Annotated in this window: 11 protein-coding genes; 2 read left to right on the top strand and 9 right to left on the bottom strand. The window is 58.1% G+C overall.

The window, feature by feature from the left end:
* Positions 1-7 precede the first annotated feature (7 nt).
* The 4 genes from AC0CW1_RS07810 to pcrA all read right to left on the bottom strand — a co-directional run bounded on the left by AC0CW1_RS07810 (position 8) and on the right by pcrA (position 8,804).
* Entirely contained in the window at positions 8-2,302 is a 2,295-nt protein-coding gene (locus tag AC0CW1_RS07810) for a hypothetical protein (protein ID WP_488182503.1), read from the bottom strand.
* Between the two features lie 79 nt (positions 2,303-2,381).
* A complete protein-coding gene (locus AC0CW1_RS07815) occupies positions 2,382-4,304 on the bottom strand; it encodes an adenine deaminase (RefSeq protein ID WP_488182504.1) in 1,923 nt (640 codons plus the stop codon).
* Positions 4,305-4,319: 15 nt separating this feature from the next.
* A complete protein-coding gene (ligA, locus tag AC0CW1_RS07820; RefSeq protein ID WP_488182505.1) occupies positions 4,320-6,341 on the bottom strand; it encodes an NAD-dependent DNA ligase LigA in 2,022 nt (673 codons plus the stop codon).
* A 30-nt stretch (positions 6,342-6,371) separates the two neighbouring features.
* A complete protein-coding gene (gene pcrA, locus AC0CW1_RS07825) occupies positions 6,372-8,804 on the bottom strand; it encodes a DNA helicase PcrA (RefSeq protein WP_488182506.1) in 2,433 nt (810 codons plus the stop codon).
* 152 nt (positions 8,805-8,956) lie between these two features.
* Between pcrA and AC0CW1_RS07830 the strand changes: the two genes are divergently transcribed.
* Positions 8,957-9,133 carry a hypothetical protein gene (locus AC0CW1_RS07830; protein WP_488182507.1) on the top strand — a complete coding sequence of 59 codons (177 nt, stop codon included), beginning with the start codon at positions 8,957-8,959 and terminating at the stop codon, positions 9,131-9,133.
* 111 nt (positions 9,134-9,244) lie between these two features.
* Here the strand turns inward: AC0CW1_RS07830 and AC0CW1_RS07835 are convergent, their stop codons facing one another.
* The 4 genes from AC0CW1_RS07835 to AC0CW1_RS07850 form a co-directional block, all read right to left on the bottom strand.
* On the bottom strand, positions 9,245-9,847 hold the full coding sequence (locus AC0CW1_RS07835) for an HNH endonuclease family protein (RefSeq protein ID WP_488182508.1): 603 nt from the start codon (positions 9,845-9,847) through the stop codon (positions 9,245-9,247).
* A complete protein-coding gene (locus AC0CW1_RS07840) occupies positions 9,844-11,136 on the bottom strand; it encodes an AAA family ATPase (protein WP_488182509.1) in 1,293 nt (430 codons plus the stop codon). Before AC0CW1_RS07840 ends, AC0CW1_RS07835 begins: the two co-directional genes overlap by 4 nt.
* A 406-nt stretch (positions 11,137-11,542) precedes the next feature.
* Positions 11,543-11,947, bottom strand: coding sequence for a hypothetical protein (locus AC0CW1_RS07845; protein WP_488182510.1), 405 nt, complete (start codon positions 11,945-11,947; stop codon positions 11,543-11,545).
* A 46-nt stretch (positions 11,948-11,993) separates the two neighbouring features.
* Complete coding sequence (locus tag AC0CW1_RS07850) at positions 11,994-14,117, bottom strand: beta-propeller domain-containing protein (protein ID WP_488182511.1); 2,124 nt, start codon at positions 14,115-14,117, stop codon at positions 11,994-11,996.
* Between the two features lie 239 nt (positions 14,118-14,356).
* Between AC0CW1_RS07850 and AC0CW1_RS07855 the strand changes: the two genes are divergently transcribed.
* On the top strand, positions 14,357-14,836 hold the full coding sequence (locus AC0CW1_RS07855; RefSeq protein WP_488182512.1) for a hypothetical protein: 480 nt from the start codon (positions 14,357-14,359) through the stop codon (positions 14,834-14,836).
* 80 nt (positions 14,837-14,916) lie between these two features.
* Here the strand turns inward: AC0CW1_RS07855 and AC0CW1_RS07860 are convergent, their stop codons facing one another.
* On the bottom strand, positions 14,917-16,299 hold the full coding sequence (locus AC0CW1_RS07860) for an MFS transporter (protein WP_488182513.1): 1,383 nt from the start codon (positions 16,297-16,299) through the stop codon (positions 14,917-14,919).
* Positions 16,300-16,543 lie beyond the last annotated feature (244 nt).

The following is a 16,543-nucleotide window of genomic DNA, read 5'->3' on the forward strand; positions in this document are numbered from 1 at the left end:
AAAAACTTCACTTCATCTTATTCTTGACGAGGTTCGAGCCAAGGGTTTCGGGCTCCTCGAAGACATCCTCCTCATGGGTGAGGAAGACGCCGCAAAACTTCAGCAACACCCGCTTCAGGATCTCCAGCCGTTCCTTCGAGATTGTATCGATGACGACGTAGTGCCGGTATAAGGTGAGATTGCCCACCTGCCGCACCATCTCCCCGCCAGGGTTCAGGCAGTGGATGTCGGTCAAGGGGATGCCGTCGACAGTATGCTCCACATCGATGGCGCGCAAGGCATTCATCAGTTGGGCCGTCAGCCCCGCTTCTAACCACTTGTAGCGGAAGATGTCGCCCTGCCCCTTTTGCCAGTCCTGCTCCGGCGCCGACAGATCAGGCAACTTTTCAATCGCCACCTGTAAGGCGGCTTGATCGGTGATCCGGTAGATGGCCCGGCAGGAACTGGCGCGGTGTCCCTCGGCGGTGATCAGCTTCGGTTGAATCTGCTTGCGCCGCAGCTCCATGACAAAGTAGAGGATCTGCCTTGACTTTCGACGCCACAGGCTGAGCCACTCGAAGGGCACTTCGGCGCCGGTGTTGAGGCCCAGCTCACGGATATAGCTGACGACAGGCGAGCGGTACCAGGGGGGGAAGAAAAAGGCGATGCCGCCGTAGCGGTAGTCCTCTTCCCAGGGCATGAGCCGGCAAAAGAGGAGGAAGCCCGCTTCATAGGGCGGCGTTTTCGGGTTGTACTCAGGGTCGCGAATGAAAAACCGATCTTCGCCGAAGACATCGCGGACCCAGTAACCCTTCTCTTCCAGGGAGAGGATCACGTAGAAGCCCGGCCGGTTTTTCATCCAGTTTTGCAGGGCCTCCCGCAGGGTGGGCGGCAGGTGGCTGGCCACCTCCTGCTCGAAAGCGTCCAAGGTCGTGCTGCCGCCGCGGAGGCGACGGTCGAAGACGAACCACTCCCAAAAGAGAGCGCCCAGGGGATGGTCGGCAAAGGATGTCTCCGGTTCGTCCGTATGGCGGGCAAACTGGCTCCACTCACGCTTCCACTGTTCGGCAAAGCGCCAGTGAATAAATTGGGTCAGCAACGAGCCGATCTGGGCCGTCTCGGCGACCGCCCGGGCGACTGGGTCGTTATCGGTGTCCCGTCCCCAGCCTTCGGGGCCAATGAGCGGGTCGTCGAGCTTCACTTCCCAGGCGTCGAGCAGTTCTTCGAAGTTCGTATAGCTGCCTTCGCGGAAGGCGTAATTGGCGATCTCGGGCAGGCGGTAAGGTCCCCGCCCCGGGTTGTGGCCGATCAGGCGGCTGCGGCGCAGGTCTCGAATCAACGCGTTGAGCCGCTCTTCCGATACGGTGCCGACGACGATCTCCCGGCGGCCGATCCAGACCTGGCCGCGGGCGTCACGGGCCACATCGACGCCCATCTCGATGGAGTCATTCATGTAGCTCATGTAGACGACGGCTGTTCCCCGCTCGCCTTCTTCCACATGGCAACCGTCTTCGTTGCGCAGGTTTTCCAGGATCAGTTCGGTGTTGCGCGTCGGAAAGACGCGCCAGTACCAAAATCCCTGGAAGAAGGGATCCTGGCCGAAGGGCACCTTTAGAGAGGGCTCGCGGCGGATGCTCGATATGACCCAGCGCCCCTCCTCCTGGATGAGGTAAAAGTGAGCGCGAAAGGTGAGGAGAAACTGATCACGGCCGATGAGCGACTCGGCGATCAGGTGAACCCCCTTGACGCTAGGCGATTCTTCAACGACGACGCCGCGGAGGACGCTCTCCCCCTCGTGTTTTTTCAGCATGCGCTGGGAAAATTCCTCCCAGTTTCGATCCCGCTGCCGGACCCGGCGAGGCAGGAGGAAATAGACGAGGGACCAGTCATCGACCGCCCTGGCCTGAAAATAGGCGTGCACCAATTCGCGCGGCTTTAAGGGCCGGTCAAAAAGACGCATCATCAGGTCGTGCCATTCGTCGGGCTGTAAGGGGTCCTGGTTTTGTAGCGTTTTACGGAGCGCCGTGATCTCGGTGGGGATCTCTACGTCGGCCTGTTCGAGTTCGCGCCAGATCTGATCGAAGAGGTTCAGGGCCTCCTGGATGGTGAGATCGACCGTATGGTCAGGCAAACCGGTAAAAAGGCTGTCTCCTTGGCCAAAGGGCACCTGGTCAAACCAGTCGATCTGGGATTCGACAGGATTGGCCACGACAAAATGGACATATATTCCCTGTGCGCCGATCCGACGGGTCTCCCAGACCATCATCATCGAGATGACGCCCTGGAGCCGAAAAGGCGCCGCTTTGGCGGTAAATCGGAACATTGGAACAACCTTCACGCTCGACGGCCTGCCTTTCCTAGTGTTGAATCTAGCATAGTGCGTTGTTGGGACAAGCGGTCCGTCAACAGAGAACCGGAACTACGGAGAAACGATGGACATCGACAAGGCCCCGGTCGGTCAGCTTCAGTTCGGGGATGACGGGCAAGGCCAAAAAGGACAAGGTCATCATGGGCGCCGGCAATGGGCAGCCGAGGTCGCTTACGGCCTGGTGCAGCGCCCGGAGGCGCTCGGCGACCGTCGCCGCATCGTCATCGGCCATGAGGCCGGCCACCGGAAGCGGCAAGGCCGCCTTCACCTCGCCGCCGGAGACGGCGATCATGCCGCCGCCCATCTGGGCGAGCATGCGGCAGGCGAATTCCATCTCCGCGTCGTCGACGCCGATGACGATCAGGTTGTGGGAGTCATGGGCGACGGTCGAAGCGACAGCACCCTTTTTCAGACCGAAACCGCGGACAAGGCCGCAGCCGATGGCGCCGCGCTTGCCGTGGCGCTCGACGACGGCCATGGGGAGGATATCTTTTGCCGGGCCGATGTCAGCGGCGGAGGCGATCTCCTGACCGGTGACTATCTGACCGGGTTGGATGACGATGACACGGACTTTGGCGGTTGGATGGTAGCCGGGGGCGAGACGGCCCGTCATGTCGGGGAGAAAGACGGAACCTAAGCCAAAGCTTCGGTTACGTTTAACGCTATCTGTCTTTGTTGCGGTTGCTTCCCAGGCTTCTGCGCAGTTGCTTCCACCGGTCTTTTCGCAGACGTTTATGTTAACTTCTTCCGTGGTTTCAGCGCTGTCCGCGCAAGTTTGAGCATAAATTCTCCCTCGGTCCAGTCTCTCGCATAACTTCCCATCGGAAGCGATCAACCGGCCATCCTTGAAAACCGCCTGTGCCCGGAAGCCAGCCAGGTCGTCAAAGACGGCCAGGTCGGCCCGGTATCCCGGGGCGACGGCGCCCAGACCGGGCAGACGGTAATGGCGGGCGGTGGTTAATGTTGCCAGTTTGACTGCCAGCGCAGGAGGTACGCCGAGGGAGACGGCCTTGCGCAGGATGGCGTTCATGTGCCCGTCATGCAAGAGGTCCTCAGGGTGACGGTCATCGCAGCAAAAGGAAATGTTTTCCGATACCGACGGCACAATACAGGATATGAGATCGGCCAGGTTTTGGGCCGCCGATCCTTCACGAATCAGCAGGTGCATCCCCCGGCGCAGTTTGTCCCAGGCTTCTTCAGGGGTGACGCTCTCGTGGTCAGAAGAGACGCCGGCGGCGATGTAGGCCTGCAGCGCCTCCCCCGCCAAACCGGGCGCGTGCCCGTCCACCGGCAACCGGCGCGAACGAGCGGCGGCGATTTTTTGGAACAGATCGGCGTCACTGGCCAGGACGCCGGGCACGTTCATCACCTCGGCAAGGCCGATGGCGCCGGGAAGGTCGTCAAAAATCCGGGAGACAGCTTCGGCGTCCAAGACGGCGCCGCTCGTCTCCAAGGGCGTCGCGGGCACACAGGAAGGGACCATGATATAGACATCCAGGGGCAGTCCGGCAGCCATCCCGGCAAAGGCGTAGATGCCGTCGACGCCCAGGACATTGGCGATCTCATGGGGGTCGGCGATGACGGCCGTCGTCCCCTGGGGGATGACGGCGCCGGCGAAGGCAGGCGGCGTCAAGAGGGTGCTCTCGATGTGGATGTGGGCGTCGATCAGGCCGGGCGTGACGAAGGCGCCCTGCAAGTCGATGACCTCTTTACATTCCACCGCAATGGAGTTAGCAGCGGTGGAGTTCACTGCGGTGGAATCCGCACTGGTGGCGTCCATCGTAGTCGAGTCCACAGCGTTCAAATCCCCCGCCCGGGCTTCTCCTCGGCGATAGACGCCGGTGATCATCCCGCCGGCGATGGCGATGTCCGCCTCTTCGATCTCCAGCGTGAAGACGTTGACCACCTTGCCGCCTCTGAGCAGAATGTCCTCATTCTGTTTTCTATTCGCCGTCACGCCAGTTCCTCCCTGCTAGCCCAGGTCGATCATCTGCAAAAATTCCGCTTCCGTGAGGATGGGGATGTTTAATTCCTTCGCCTTGTCGAGCTTGGATCCGGCAGCTTCGCCGGCGATGACCATGGTCGTCTTTTTACTGACCGACGAGGCCACCTTCGCCCCGCGCTCTTCCAGCAACTGCTGGGCCTCGCGGCGATCAAGGGTCGGCAGCGTCCCCGTCAGGACGACGGTCTTGCCGGCGAAAATCTGGGGAACGCCGGCGCTCGCCGTTTCCGCTTCCATCTGCAGTCCTTTTTCCGCGAGACGAGCGATGACCTGCCGGTTGGCCGGTACGGCGAACCAACGCTGGAGCGACTCGGCCATCTTGGGACCGATCTCGCTCACCCCTTGCAGTTCCTCCACGGTGGCATTCATCAGCCGCTCCATAGAGCCGAAGTGGCGGGCGAGGGTCTTGGCCGCCGTCTGCCCGACCAGGCGGATGCCCAGGGCGAAGATCAGCGCGGCCAGGCCTCGGGATTTGCTGTTTTCGATGGCGGCGATCAGGTTGGTGGCCGATTTTTTGCCCATCCGTTCCAGCGGGGCGACTTGCTCGGCCGTCAACTCATAGAGGTCGGCGGGGTCGTGGACGAGGTCGGCCTCCCAGAGGAGGTTGACGACAGCCGGGCCGAGGCCCTCGATGTTCATGGCGTCGCGGGAGGCGAAGTGGATCAAGCCCTCCTTCGCCTGGGCCGGACAGGCCGATGAGGTGCAGCGGATGGCCACCTCCCCTTCCAGCCGGCTGACCGGGCTGTTGCATTCCGGGCAGGTCCCAGGCATGACGAAAGGCCGCTCCTCGCCGGTCCGCTTCTCCTTGAGGACCGAGAGCACCTCGGGGATGATGTCGCCCGCCTTTTGAATGACCACATAGTCGCCGATATGGATATCGCGTTCGCGGATGATGTCTTCGTTATGCAAGGTGGCCCGGCTGACAGTCGTGCCGGCGATGCGCACCGGCTCCAGCTCCGCTGTCGGGGTGATCACGCCGGTGCGGCCCACCTTGACGGTGATATCGCGGACGCGGGTGACGGCCTGTTCCGGGGGAAACTTGAAGGCGATGGCGTAGCGGGGACTTTTGGCCGTCTCGCCCAGGAGGGGGTACTGGTCCAGTTCGTTCACCTTGACGACCATGCCGTCGATCTCGTAGGGCAGGTCATGGCGGTGCTCGGTCCAGTACTGGCAGTGCTCAATGACTTCGTCAATGGTCTGGCAATGGCGCCGCACCGGGTTGACGGGCAAACCCCAGTCCTCCAGCTTTTGCAGCGCTTCCACCTGTTCGCCGACGCGCTCGCCTTCGAGGTGCAGGATGTTGTATAGGTAGGCCCGCAGGGGTCGCGAGGCGGTCACCTTGGGGTCCAGTTGGCGCAAGGAACCGGCGGCGGCGTTGCGCGGGTTGGCGAAAGCCGGTTCGCCCGCCTCTTCCCGTTCCTCATTCAGCCTGGCGAAAGCCTCTTTCGGGAGGTAGGCCTCGCCGCGCACCTCTAAGACGGCCAGGTCGCTCTTCAGCCGGAGGGGCACGGCGCGAACCGTCTTGATGTTCTCTGTGATGTCTTCCCCTGTCACGCCGTCCCCCCGTGTGGCGGCCCGGACAAAGCGGCCCTCTTCATAGGAGAGTACGACAGTGAGGCCATCGATCTTGGGCTCTACCACATATGTAAGGGGACGGTCGGCCCGTTCGCGGGCGCGACGGTCGAACTCGCGCAGGTCCCGGTCGTCAACGGCATTGGCCAGCGACAGAAGCGGCACACGGTGGCTGACGGCGCGAAAAGCCGCCAAGGGCTGTCCGCCGACGCGCTGGCTCGGCGAGTCAGCCGTGACCAGTTCGGGATGGGCCTGTTCCAACTCGACAAGTTCCCCCATCAGCCGGTCATAGTCGGCGTCGCTGATCTTGGGCGAGTCGAGCACATAATACAGGTAGTCATGGTGGCGGATCTGCTCCCGCAGTTCGGCGATGCCTTTGGCCGCATCGGCCGGGGCGGGGCCGCCCTCTCTGGCGACCATGGGAACACCTCCACAGTTTTTCCCCGTTTGTTACACCCGTTTTAACCCGGCATACTTGACAAGCAATTTTTTGATCCCCTGCTGGGGAAAGGCGACGGAAAGCTCCTGATTTTCGCCGCTTCCCGATGTTTTGACGACGATGCCGAGGCCGAATTTGCCGTGTTGGACCTTGTCGCCCACGTTGTACTCGACGCCGCCTGAACCAGGAGCGCCTGAACCGGAAGCGCCAGCCGCGCCGGCTGCGCCAGTAGGAGCAGGGGCGCCGCCGCCGGAGCCTGCTGGAGCGGCATTCGCGCCTGCGGGCACACCAGAGCGACCCGCTCCAGCGCCGCCCGTTGCAGCACCGGAGCCGCCTGTGCCGCTCCTCCCCCCTGCCCCGGCCTTTACCGAAGCCGGTTCAAAGTAGCTCATGCGATGGCTGCTACCCGACGATGTATCTTTTCCAAAGGAAGAGCCCCCTCCGAAGGAAGAGCCCCCTCTGATGTCAGTAAAACCGGAGGCAGATCCGCCAAAGGGCGACTCCCGGATCGGCCGGTCTTCTTCTTCTACAAGCAGAGACGGCGGGATTTCTTCCAAAAACCGGGAAGGACCGTTAGAGACAGTATTGCCGAAAAGGGTCCGCCTCCATGCGCGGGCCAGGTAGAGGCGCTCCCGCGCCCGCGTGATCGCCACATAGCAGAGGCGGCGCTCCTCCTCCACCTGGGCCTCCTCAAACTGGACGCGGCTGTGGGGAAAGACCCCCTCTTCCATCCCCGCCACAAAGACGACGGGAAACTCCAACCCCTTGGCCGAGTGCATCGTCATCAAAACGACGGCATCCTCGTCTTCATTATAATTGTCTGTATCCGACACTAGGGAGACACCGGCCAGGAACTCATCGAGCGTTTTTTCATCGGCCGTCCGGTCAAACTCCTGGGTGACGGAGAGGAATTCCTTGATGTTCTCGATGCGGCCCTTCGCCTCTTCTGTCTGCTCAGCCTCCAACTCGCGCACATAGCCTGTCCGGTCCAGGATGGCTTCGACGATCTGGGTGACGAGCAGCGACGACGACTCTCGGCGCAATTCCTCGACCATTTGGCCGAAGGCGGCCAGCGCCTTGGCGGCCCGGGACAGCCCCGGAACTTCGCCGGACCGCGCCAAAGCCTCCCCGGCGGTCCAGCCCTCACTGCCGGCATGGTCGAGCAGCTTTTGCACCGTCGCGTCGCCGATGCCCCGCTTGGGCACGTTGACGACACGCCGGAAGCTGATGGCGTCGGCCGGGTTAGAGATGAAGCGCAGGTAGGCCACGATGTCCTTGATCTCCTTGCGCTCGTAAAAGCGCAGGCCGCCGAAGATGCGGTAGGGGATGCCGGCGTACATGAAGTGTTCTTCCAGCACCCGCGACTGGGCGTTCGTTCGGTACAAGATGGCGAAGTCCCGGTAGGGCCGGCCTTCCGCCTCAGAGAGGCGATTGATCGTCTTGACGATGTAACGCGCCTCGTCATGTTCCGTCTCGCCCTGATAGGAGACGATGGGCTCGCCGGCGTTGTTCTGGGTCCAGAGTTTTTTCGCCTTGCGCCCCCGGTTGTTGCGCACGACGGCGTTGGCCGCGTCGAGGATCTTGGCGGTGGAGCGGTAGTTTTGCTCCAGCTTGAGGACGACCGCCTCAGGGTAATCGCGCTCAAAGTCGAGGATGTTCTGAATGTCGGCGCCCCGCCAGCCGTAGATGCTCTGGTCGTCATCGCCGACGACGCAGAGGTTGCGGTACTTTTCGGCGAGCAGCTTCACCAGGATGTACTGGGCATGGTTCGTATCCTGGTACTCGTCCACGTGGATGTACTGGAAACGGTCCTGGTAGTAGTCGAGGACATGGGGAAACTCCTGAAAAAGGCGGACACCGTTGGCGAGGAGATCGTCAAAGTCCATGGCGTTGTTGGCTTGCAATTTCTTTTGGTAAATATGGTACGTTTTAGCAGTGATTTGCGCAAAATAATCATAGGCCTGCCTTTCATAAGCGACGGGACCCATGAGAACGTTCTTGGCCGAACTGATGGCGGCGCCCACCGCCTGTGGCTTGAAGCGCTTTTCGTCGATGTTGAGCTCTCTCAGGCACTCCTTGAGCAGGCGCTGCTGATCGTCGCTGTCATAGATGACGAAGCTTCGATCATAGCCGAGCTTTTCCCCGTCTTTGCGCAGGATGCGCATGCAGGTGGAGTGAAAGGTGGACACCCAGACATCATGGGCCCGTGATCCGATGAGCCGGTCCAACCGTTCCCGCATCTCGGCGGCCGCCTTGTTGGTAAAGGTGATGGCCAGTATATGAAAGGGACTCACCCGGCACTGTTCGATCAGGTGGCCGATGCGGTGAGTCAAGACACGGGTCTTCCCGGAACCTGCCCCGGCAAGAATCAAAAGAGGCCCCTCCTGGTGCAGGACGGCCTCGCGTTGAACCGGATTCAGGGAGTGTAAAAAATCGGTCGACAATTGCTTTCCCCCTTCTGGATGCCCTCCAACATGGTTTTTATTGTACCACAAAATGGACGGCTGTGAAAAAAGGCTGTAGCAACGGCGGTTTAAAAAGCTGGACCCCTAGGGAAAACTAGGCGCAGTGAAGGTGACAGGAGGAGAGACAAGGCATGCGGTACAATCCGGTCTATTCGGCTTTTGAGAAGATACAGGCCATGAACAGCCTGAAAAACTATCAACGCCTGCTGGACGAAGAGATCCAAAAATCAGATCCGAATCTGGAAGTGATCAAGTATTACCGGTCCCGCCTGAGCCGCTGCCGGCAGATTCTGGGGGGGCGGGGGTAAACAAAAAATCGCCCTCTTGCTATCCTTGATCTAAAGCGATAGCCAAGAGAGCGATTTTGTATTTATCTAATACAATTGAGGGATAAGGGGATTTATTATCATTGTATAACCTTATAACAATCCCTGTCGATTCGCTTCCGCCCAAACAAATGGGGATCGACGTCTCAAAAAATCAGAATTGTAATCATTCTGTCGGTATTCTTGATAATGCCTCGCACGCATTTCCCTTAAACCCGGACTGTCCAACTTGAGGCGATTAATCGTCTTTTGAGCAGCTTCCTTAAGGTCTTGGGGCATTTCTGGATTAGGGAATATTGCTCCAGTCACCAACTCTAGTCGGAATGTTCCGGGTGGAAGTGTAAACGGATCAAGTACATCTTCATAATCACGTTTTCGAGCATTCAATGTTGTTGACGAAAGGCGATAAGTATCCCACTCATAAGCTAACTTAAGTGACCGAGATTTTGCGACGAAATGGTCTACAGAACAACCGCCGAGTTCACGCTCGAAAAAAACGCACGCATAAGCACATACTCGATCATATGCTATATATAAATCATCAAGGCAAGCCCTCCAATAGGGTTCAATAGCTTCGTCATCAGGTATAGTTCCCTCCATGTCCCACCCTTTTTTTGCAATCCAAACACGGCCCGGTCGTCTAACCAATTCTTCAAACTTTGGATGAGGCTCAGGTTTTCGTTCGACCGGGATCAACTATGCCACCCCCGTTTTTCTCCAATATAACGCCAACGCATCCAAAAAGGATCCATTTCGCCCAACACAGTGCGCAATTTACGTTCGATTTCTTTTGCTTTGTCTTTATCAAAATGATCGTCTCTCAATGCTATAGATGCCTCTTCTATCGCTTTTTCCGCCTCTAATGACCTAGCGCTCCTTAGATCAAAAGCTTCACTCATCAACCAATGGGATACATCTCCCTGACGGATCCACGTTTTTCTCTCAAGAACAACATTTCGTTCTTCCTCTTCTTCATCCATAAGGTCAAGGTCAAACCACGCATCACGTTGATCGTCAAACAGGGGTTCTATTGACGCGAGCACAAGCGGTGAATGTGTTACGGCAATTAACTGCACATTCGCTTGCGGAGCTAATTTTGAAACAACTCCGAGCAATGCTCGAACGATCGCTCGTTGCCATCGAGGATGAAGGTGGGCCTCAATTTCATCTATCAGAAATATAACTTGATCTGTAGTTTGCTGAGCCAGAAGTTTACTTGCGCGTACATGCTCCAACCAACACCACACTAAAAAGTAAGCGAGGGCAATAATTCGGCGCATACCAGCAGATACATGAAGTACGGGAACATCTTTTTCGTAAGGCAAACGTAGCGTGGGAATATCCCGGACATCGTCCAGACTAATCCGAGTTAAATCACCAGGAGTGAGCTTTTCCCCTTCACCGGGTGATAACGCTTCCAGTACATTTAAGAGATACTGATAAGCTTCCCCCCGCTCCTTTTGCCAACTAGCCCAATCATTAATGAGTCCATTACACAGAACGCCCTGTTCCCCTTTTAATCCGTCCCATACCTCGCGTGGGCTAAACACATAGGCTGGGGGACGTCCGGCGCCTTCAGTATTTTTCTTATCACGCCAATAATTTCGGGCGGGGTCCCAAACAGAGAAACTACCATCAACCTGCGCATACAACACTAGGCCTGGATTTGCGGGTCTACCTACCCGGCCAGTCCAGGCCTGTTGCGAACGATCAAATGTGCTAGTGTACTCACCACGCTTCGAACTTCCGGTAAAAGCAAAAGCGATTGTTGCAATGCCTTTTTCTTTTGGGCGCGCTATGAGTCCGGAAGCTAGTTTGGGGTTGATCTCCGCCGGCCACCGTCGAGTCAATGACCACCAAGCAATATCTAATAAAAAACTTTTTCCAAGCCCATTATCTCCCGTTATAATGTTTAGTCGGGGCGCAAGGTTCATCTCCATCACTTGCGCAGGACCCACATTTTTCATATGGATATACTCAAGCATAACCACATTCCTTTCCCGATTGGTTTGATATGCACGGTTACTGTAAGATAGAGAGCAAATTTTCATTAATTACACAAAAGACAGAAAATCAAACTGGTCTCATTTCTTTTATATCATTATAGCAAAAACAAAGCGATATCGTCATGTTTATCTTACTTTTTATTTGTTCGTGCATTCTCACAATTGTACTTCGACAGAACTGAAGCTCCCTAGTTACCTTTGTTAATGACACCGGAAAACTGACGTTACAGTTAGGAAGCCTATTTCTTCCCACACACTCCATTCAAGATTTATTCGCTACTCCGTTTTTTATCATATTATATCATCTTTAATTTGTTTATGCATAGTATTTTTCCATTCAAAAGCCCCTGTCCTATAAACAGAGGCTTTTGAATTTGTACTAACCTTATTTAAATTTGTCCTTATCCCCCATCCCGTCAACGGTGATCTTGTTGTGAAAGCCTTCCTCCGTCTCGTGCTCCTTGACGACGGCGTCGAAGGTCTCCAGATCCGCTTTCTGGGCCGGGATGGTCTCCAGGTTGTTGCGGGCGCGGGGCATGAAGTCGGCACCTAGTTCCGCTTCGGCTCGCGCTTCGGCGTCGTTCATGGCGTTGCGGGTCGTCGGCCCTTCCGCATCCTGTCCCGGAATGGCCCGCGCCTTCATATGGGGGATGCCGAAGCCGAAGTTGCCCTCCCCGCTGAAACCTGATGTGCCGGCCGAGATGACGCCCGGCGTCTCTCCCTTGGCCGGGTCGGGCAGCGCATCCAGCTTGCCCTTCGGCAGTTCAAATGGATCCAAGTCCTTTGTCACTGGCAAAACACCTCCCGGATCTTAGTATCCGGGGTGGCTTGCAGCCTTATTCGCCGGGAATCGCCAGGGTCCCCCGCTCGTCAAGGGCGTCCATGCCATGGGCCTTGATCATGCGGTTGGACAGGGTGTAGAGGGAATCGCCGATGTAGAGGATGCGGCTGACGAATTTTTCATTGTCATAGTAGTACTGGCCGGCCTTCTGGTAGTCCTCGTCGCTCAGATGAGTGATCCGCCCGCGCAATTCGAAGCCCTTTTCCAGACCGATAGAGTACACATAGGCGCCCTGGAAGGCGAAGGAACCGTAGGCGGGCACAGGGGACGGTTTTTTGCCGGAGGCGCTGTCGTTTTTGTCCACTTCCATCAATTGGACGGGGAAGGCGAGCAGGTTTTTCTCTTTGCTAAAGAGGAGCGCCCGGTGGTTGTGGAGCAGTTCCGAGTCGGTGCCCCGGTCGCCGATATAGGCGACGTGCTGTTCCACAGGATGTTCCACATCAGAGACGTCGAAGATGGCCATCTTCATCCCCTGGTAGTAGGCGTTCGTGCCGATGACTTGGCCGGCGTCATCGGTGACCGACTGTTCGATCGTGTCCTTGCCGAAGCCAATGATGTGGTTCTCGTCATAAGGGTGCAGGTAGTTGCTGTAGCCGGGGATCTTCAGTTTGCCCAGGATGCGGGGCGCCTTCGGGTCCTTCAAATCGATGACAAAGAGGGGATCGACGGTCCGGAAGGTGACCATATAGGCCCGGTCGCCCATGAAGCGGACCGAATAGATCTGCTCGCCCGGCGCGATGCCTTCCAGCTTGCCGGCCGGCTTCAGGGTTTCGTCAAGGACGTAGAGGTTGTTTTTTGACGTTTCCTCGCCCTCTGCCCAGGGATTGCCCACAGTGGTGGCGATGCGGAAGAAGCCGTCCTGCTCATCCATGGAAAACTGGTTCAAGGCCCGACCAAGTACCTCACCCTTGCCCACGTAGCGGGTCTTGGCACCTTCGAGGGCAAATTTGAAGATGCCCGTTTTTTCTTCCGGCACTGTCTGCGGCCAGACGCCGTCGCCGCCCATGATCCGGTAGATAGGTCCGCGGTAGGTATGCAAAGCCACATAGAGGTTTTCTGTCGAGGCGTAGACCGTATCACCGGCGCCCAGGTATGTTGAGAAGTGGGGCGCTTCCTTCGGGTTCTCCACATTCAAACCGGCCACGATCAGATAGTTTGGTTCCGTAAAGTCAGGGAAACAACGGATCTGATCATAGCCGATGCGCGCTTTGTCGGCCCCCGTTGCCGTGTCTTTGTACCAAGGAACAACGTCGGGTATCTCCTTTTCCGGGAGGTTGACACCGACATAGCGGTTGGCAATCAGATAGAGGGACGAGCCGATCTTGCGGGACGACACGTAGCTGCCCTGTACCGTCGTCTCCCGAACCTTCTGCGGATGGGCTTTGTCGGCGATGTCATAGACGAGCGCCTTGACTGTGCCCTGGTAGGGGTAGTAGTGAGGGGGCGCGATCATGGCTCTTTTCTTGGCGACTGGCTCATCGTAGACGACCGGCGACAGTTCGTCGCGGCTGCTGCCGATGACGACGAGGCGGTTGGCGTCCACATAGATCTCCTGAGGGGCAAAGAAAGTGTCTTCGAATTGAATCACCGAGGCGATGGCCATCTCGCCAGCTGGGTAGGCTTTGGCGATAATGACGCGCTGCCGGTTGACCTGGTAGATGTGCTCGCCGTCGGTCTTGACGATGTCGGCCTCATCGACGCCCTCGACCTGCACATTGGTCGTCGAATGATCCCGCGCTGTGTCGGCCTTCGGCGCCGCGCTGGCTGGCGCCGGGCTATTCGCCGTATCGGAGGCGGAGGCCCGGGGCGGCGAAGTGGGCGCTGATGTGGCGGCTTTTCGTTCCACCGGCACATCCGCTAGGGCTGCCGGGCGTGCAGTTTTCACCATCGATCCGTTCGCCTTTTCGAGGTACCCGCCGTATCGGCCAGAGTTCACTGCGGCCTCCTCGATCAGCCGCTTCAAGTTCCCATAGGAGCCGACGACCGGCAGGTCTTCCTGAGCGGCTGCCCCGTCACCGGCGGCAAGGGCCTGGCACCCTGCCATCAGGACGCTGCTGAAGAGCGCAGCCACAAGGAACTGGCTCATCCAACGCTTTGACTTGTTCACAATGCCCGCCAAGGGACTCTCCACCTTTCCCATCGATTGTTCTGCACCTCTGAGACGATCGTGGGAGCGCTTTCGTTCCACCTGTTCGCGGCTTCACCCGACGATATTTTTCTATAACTGGAAGGCATTCCTTGTATTACCATCAAATAATCCATATGATGAATTATTTGTTAAGACATTGTAACATGCTCTTATTTATGCTAAGGTATTATTAAGGATTCACGCATGAGCGTGTCTGGGAGGTGATCGTTGTGGCCCAAGAAACGACATCCACCCCGACGAACCAGTCCTGTCCCATCCACCCCAGTCTCTCGTCCCACCTCTCTTCCCAATGCCTCTCTCTCGAAGCCTGCCAGCATTGCAACCCTCAGCAGTGTGTCACCGGACTGATCCGCAAGCTCTCCGAGCATGCCAAGTTCGAAAGCCGACGCAACCGGGTGAAACTGGCTTCGCAGGGGGAAGCGAGTTCCGTCAGCCGCCATGAGGCGGTCGAACTGCTGGCGCTCTTCCTATCCCGCTGCTGTCAATGCGGCAACGGACATCAGGAAGAGTGCGAACTCAACGTCGCCCGGCTCGGTCTTGAGTACGCCCTGACGAGCCATGGCGACCTGTTTGCCTACCGGGGAAACCCCGTCCTCTTCCTCCTCAACCTGCGCAAAACCGATCCGGCCCTGGCCGACGAAGTGATGCGCGAATACGACCGGCTCCGCTCGATACCGAACGTCCGGTGACCGGAGCAGCCCCATTTGGATGAACAGCATCATGATGCAGGCATAAGAAAAAGCGGTCCCTGGCTGGGGGCCGCTTTTTTTCACTTCTCTCGCAACCGCGTCGTCAACAGCAACCCGAGCGAAGCAATGACGAAAAGTACCGTGAAAATATCGACAAAACCATCCCTCGGCCGTCCAAGGCTCGTCGCCGTCGCCAGCAGGCCGCCCATCACGACGGGCCCCAAGGTGTTGCCGAGCGAGCGGATGACGGTCATCACGGCCAGACCGCTGGACACCTCCCGCTTGTCCACTTCGCCCATGACGAGCACATTCAGCGGCGAGCCGACGATGAGGCCCAAGCCGCCGCCGAGCAGGATAAAACCGAAGGTGACAATCAACATATGGCCTGTCGTGACATCTGCCGGCGATCCGATCCGCTCGACCAAGCAGGCGAGGAGGACCGCACCAACGGCGGTGGCGCCAAAACCGAGAGACAGGGTCCGGGAAGCGCCGAAGCGGTCGACAATAAAGCCGCCGAGGGGCGACGTGACGACGCTGGCCAGCGCCAGCGGGACGACCATGTAAGAAGCTTTCCCCGGCGGGTAGTGGAGGACATATTCCACATAGGCGGGCACGAAGAGGACCGTCAGCATGACCATGCCGGACAGCGCCGCCAGCAGGAAGATGGTCACCAGCCGGGGATTTTGGAAGTAAGCGGGGTTGACGACGGGATCTTCCGCCTGCCCTTCGATCCGGAAGAGGAGCGGAATCAGGAGCAAACCGCCCAGCAGAAAGAGATAGACGTTGGGCATCCACACGCCGGACCAGCCTTTTTGCCCCTGAATATGGGTGAGCCCCAGCATAAAACAGAAGATGACGGCCCCGACGAGCAGTGCCCCCCGCCAGTCCATAGCCTTCACCTGAGGCTCCACATCTTCGGGCACACTGATCGCCATCAGGACGATCAGCGCCGCCGCCGGGATGTTGATCAGAAACAACCAGGGCCAGGACAGGTATTGGATGACGACGCCGCCTAAAATCGGCGCTACGATGGAGGCGATGCCCCAGGTGGCCCCGTAGAGGCCGAGCGCCCTCCCCCGCTGTTCTTTCGGAAAGGCGAGGCCGATCTCCGCCACGGCCACCGGCAGGATGCCGCCGCCACCTAGGGCCTGCACCGCCCGGCCGACGAGCAGTTGGTAGAGGTTGCCCGACAAGGCGCTGAAGAGCGAACCGAGGGCAAAAAGCGCCATGCCGGTCATGAAGATGCGCCTCCGGCCGTAGCGGTCGGCCAGCTTGGCCGTGATCGGCATCGAAACGGCGTAGACGAGCGTGTAGACGGTGACGGCCCAGACGCCCCATTTGGGCGATATATTAAAGTCGCGGACAATCGTCGTCAGCGCCGGCCCGATGATGCCCTGATCAAGAGCTCCTAGAAACACGCCGGACAAGTAGGTGACGAGGATGCGAATCTGGTGGACGGTCAATGAGAATCCTTCTTTCGGCGGTTAGCGCTAAATTCTATCCCTTTGCATCGCTGTGACTGGATTGCTTCGCTTTTTCGCTAGATTCTTTCGAAGACCTGTGTCAGAACGCTTCAGAACGCACTAATCAAAAACGCATTCATCGGTTTCTTTTCGTCAAAAAAACGGAAATTTCCTGCGTGAGAGGAAAAGCTTCGCGGGGCGGCGAAATAGCGTCTCAGCAACTCACCCTGTGGGAAGAGAACGG

The sequence above is a fragment of the Heliomicrobium sulfidophilum genome, assembly GCF_057715735.1.

Coding starts and splice junctions, on each gene's coding strand:
- AC0CW1_RS07810 (WP_488182503.1), bottom strand. CDS start 2,302: ATGTTCCGATTTACCGCCAAAGCGGCGCCTTTTCGGCTCCAGGGCGTC.
- ligA (WP_488182505.1), bottom strand. CDS start 6,341: ATGGTCGCCAGAGAGGGCGGCCCCGCCCCGGCCGATGCGGCCAAAGGC.
- AC0CW1_RS07830 (WP_488182507.1), top strand. CDS start 8,957: ATGCGGTACAATCCGGTCTATTCGGCTTTTGAGAAGATACAGGCCATG.
- AC0CW1_RS07840 (WP_488182509.1), bottom strand. CDS start 11,136: ATGCTTGAGTATATCCATATGAAAAATGTGGGTCCTGCGCAAGTGATG.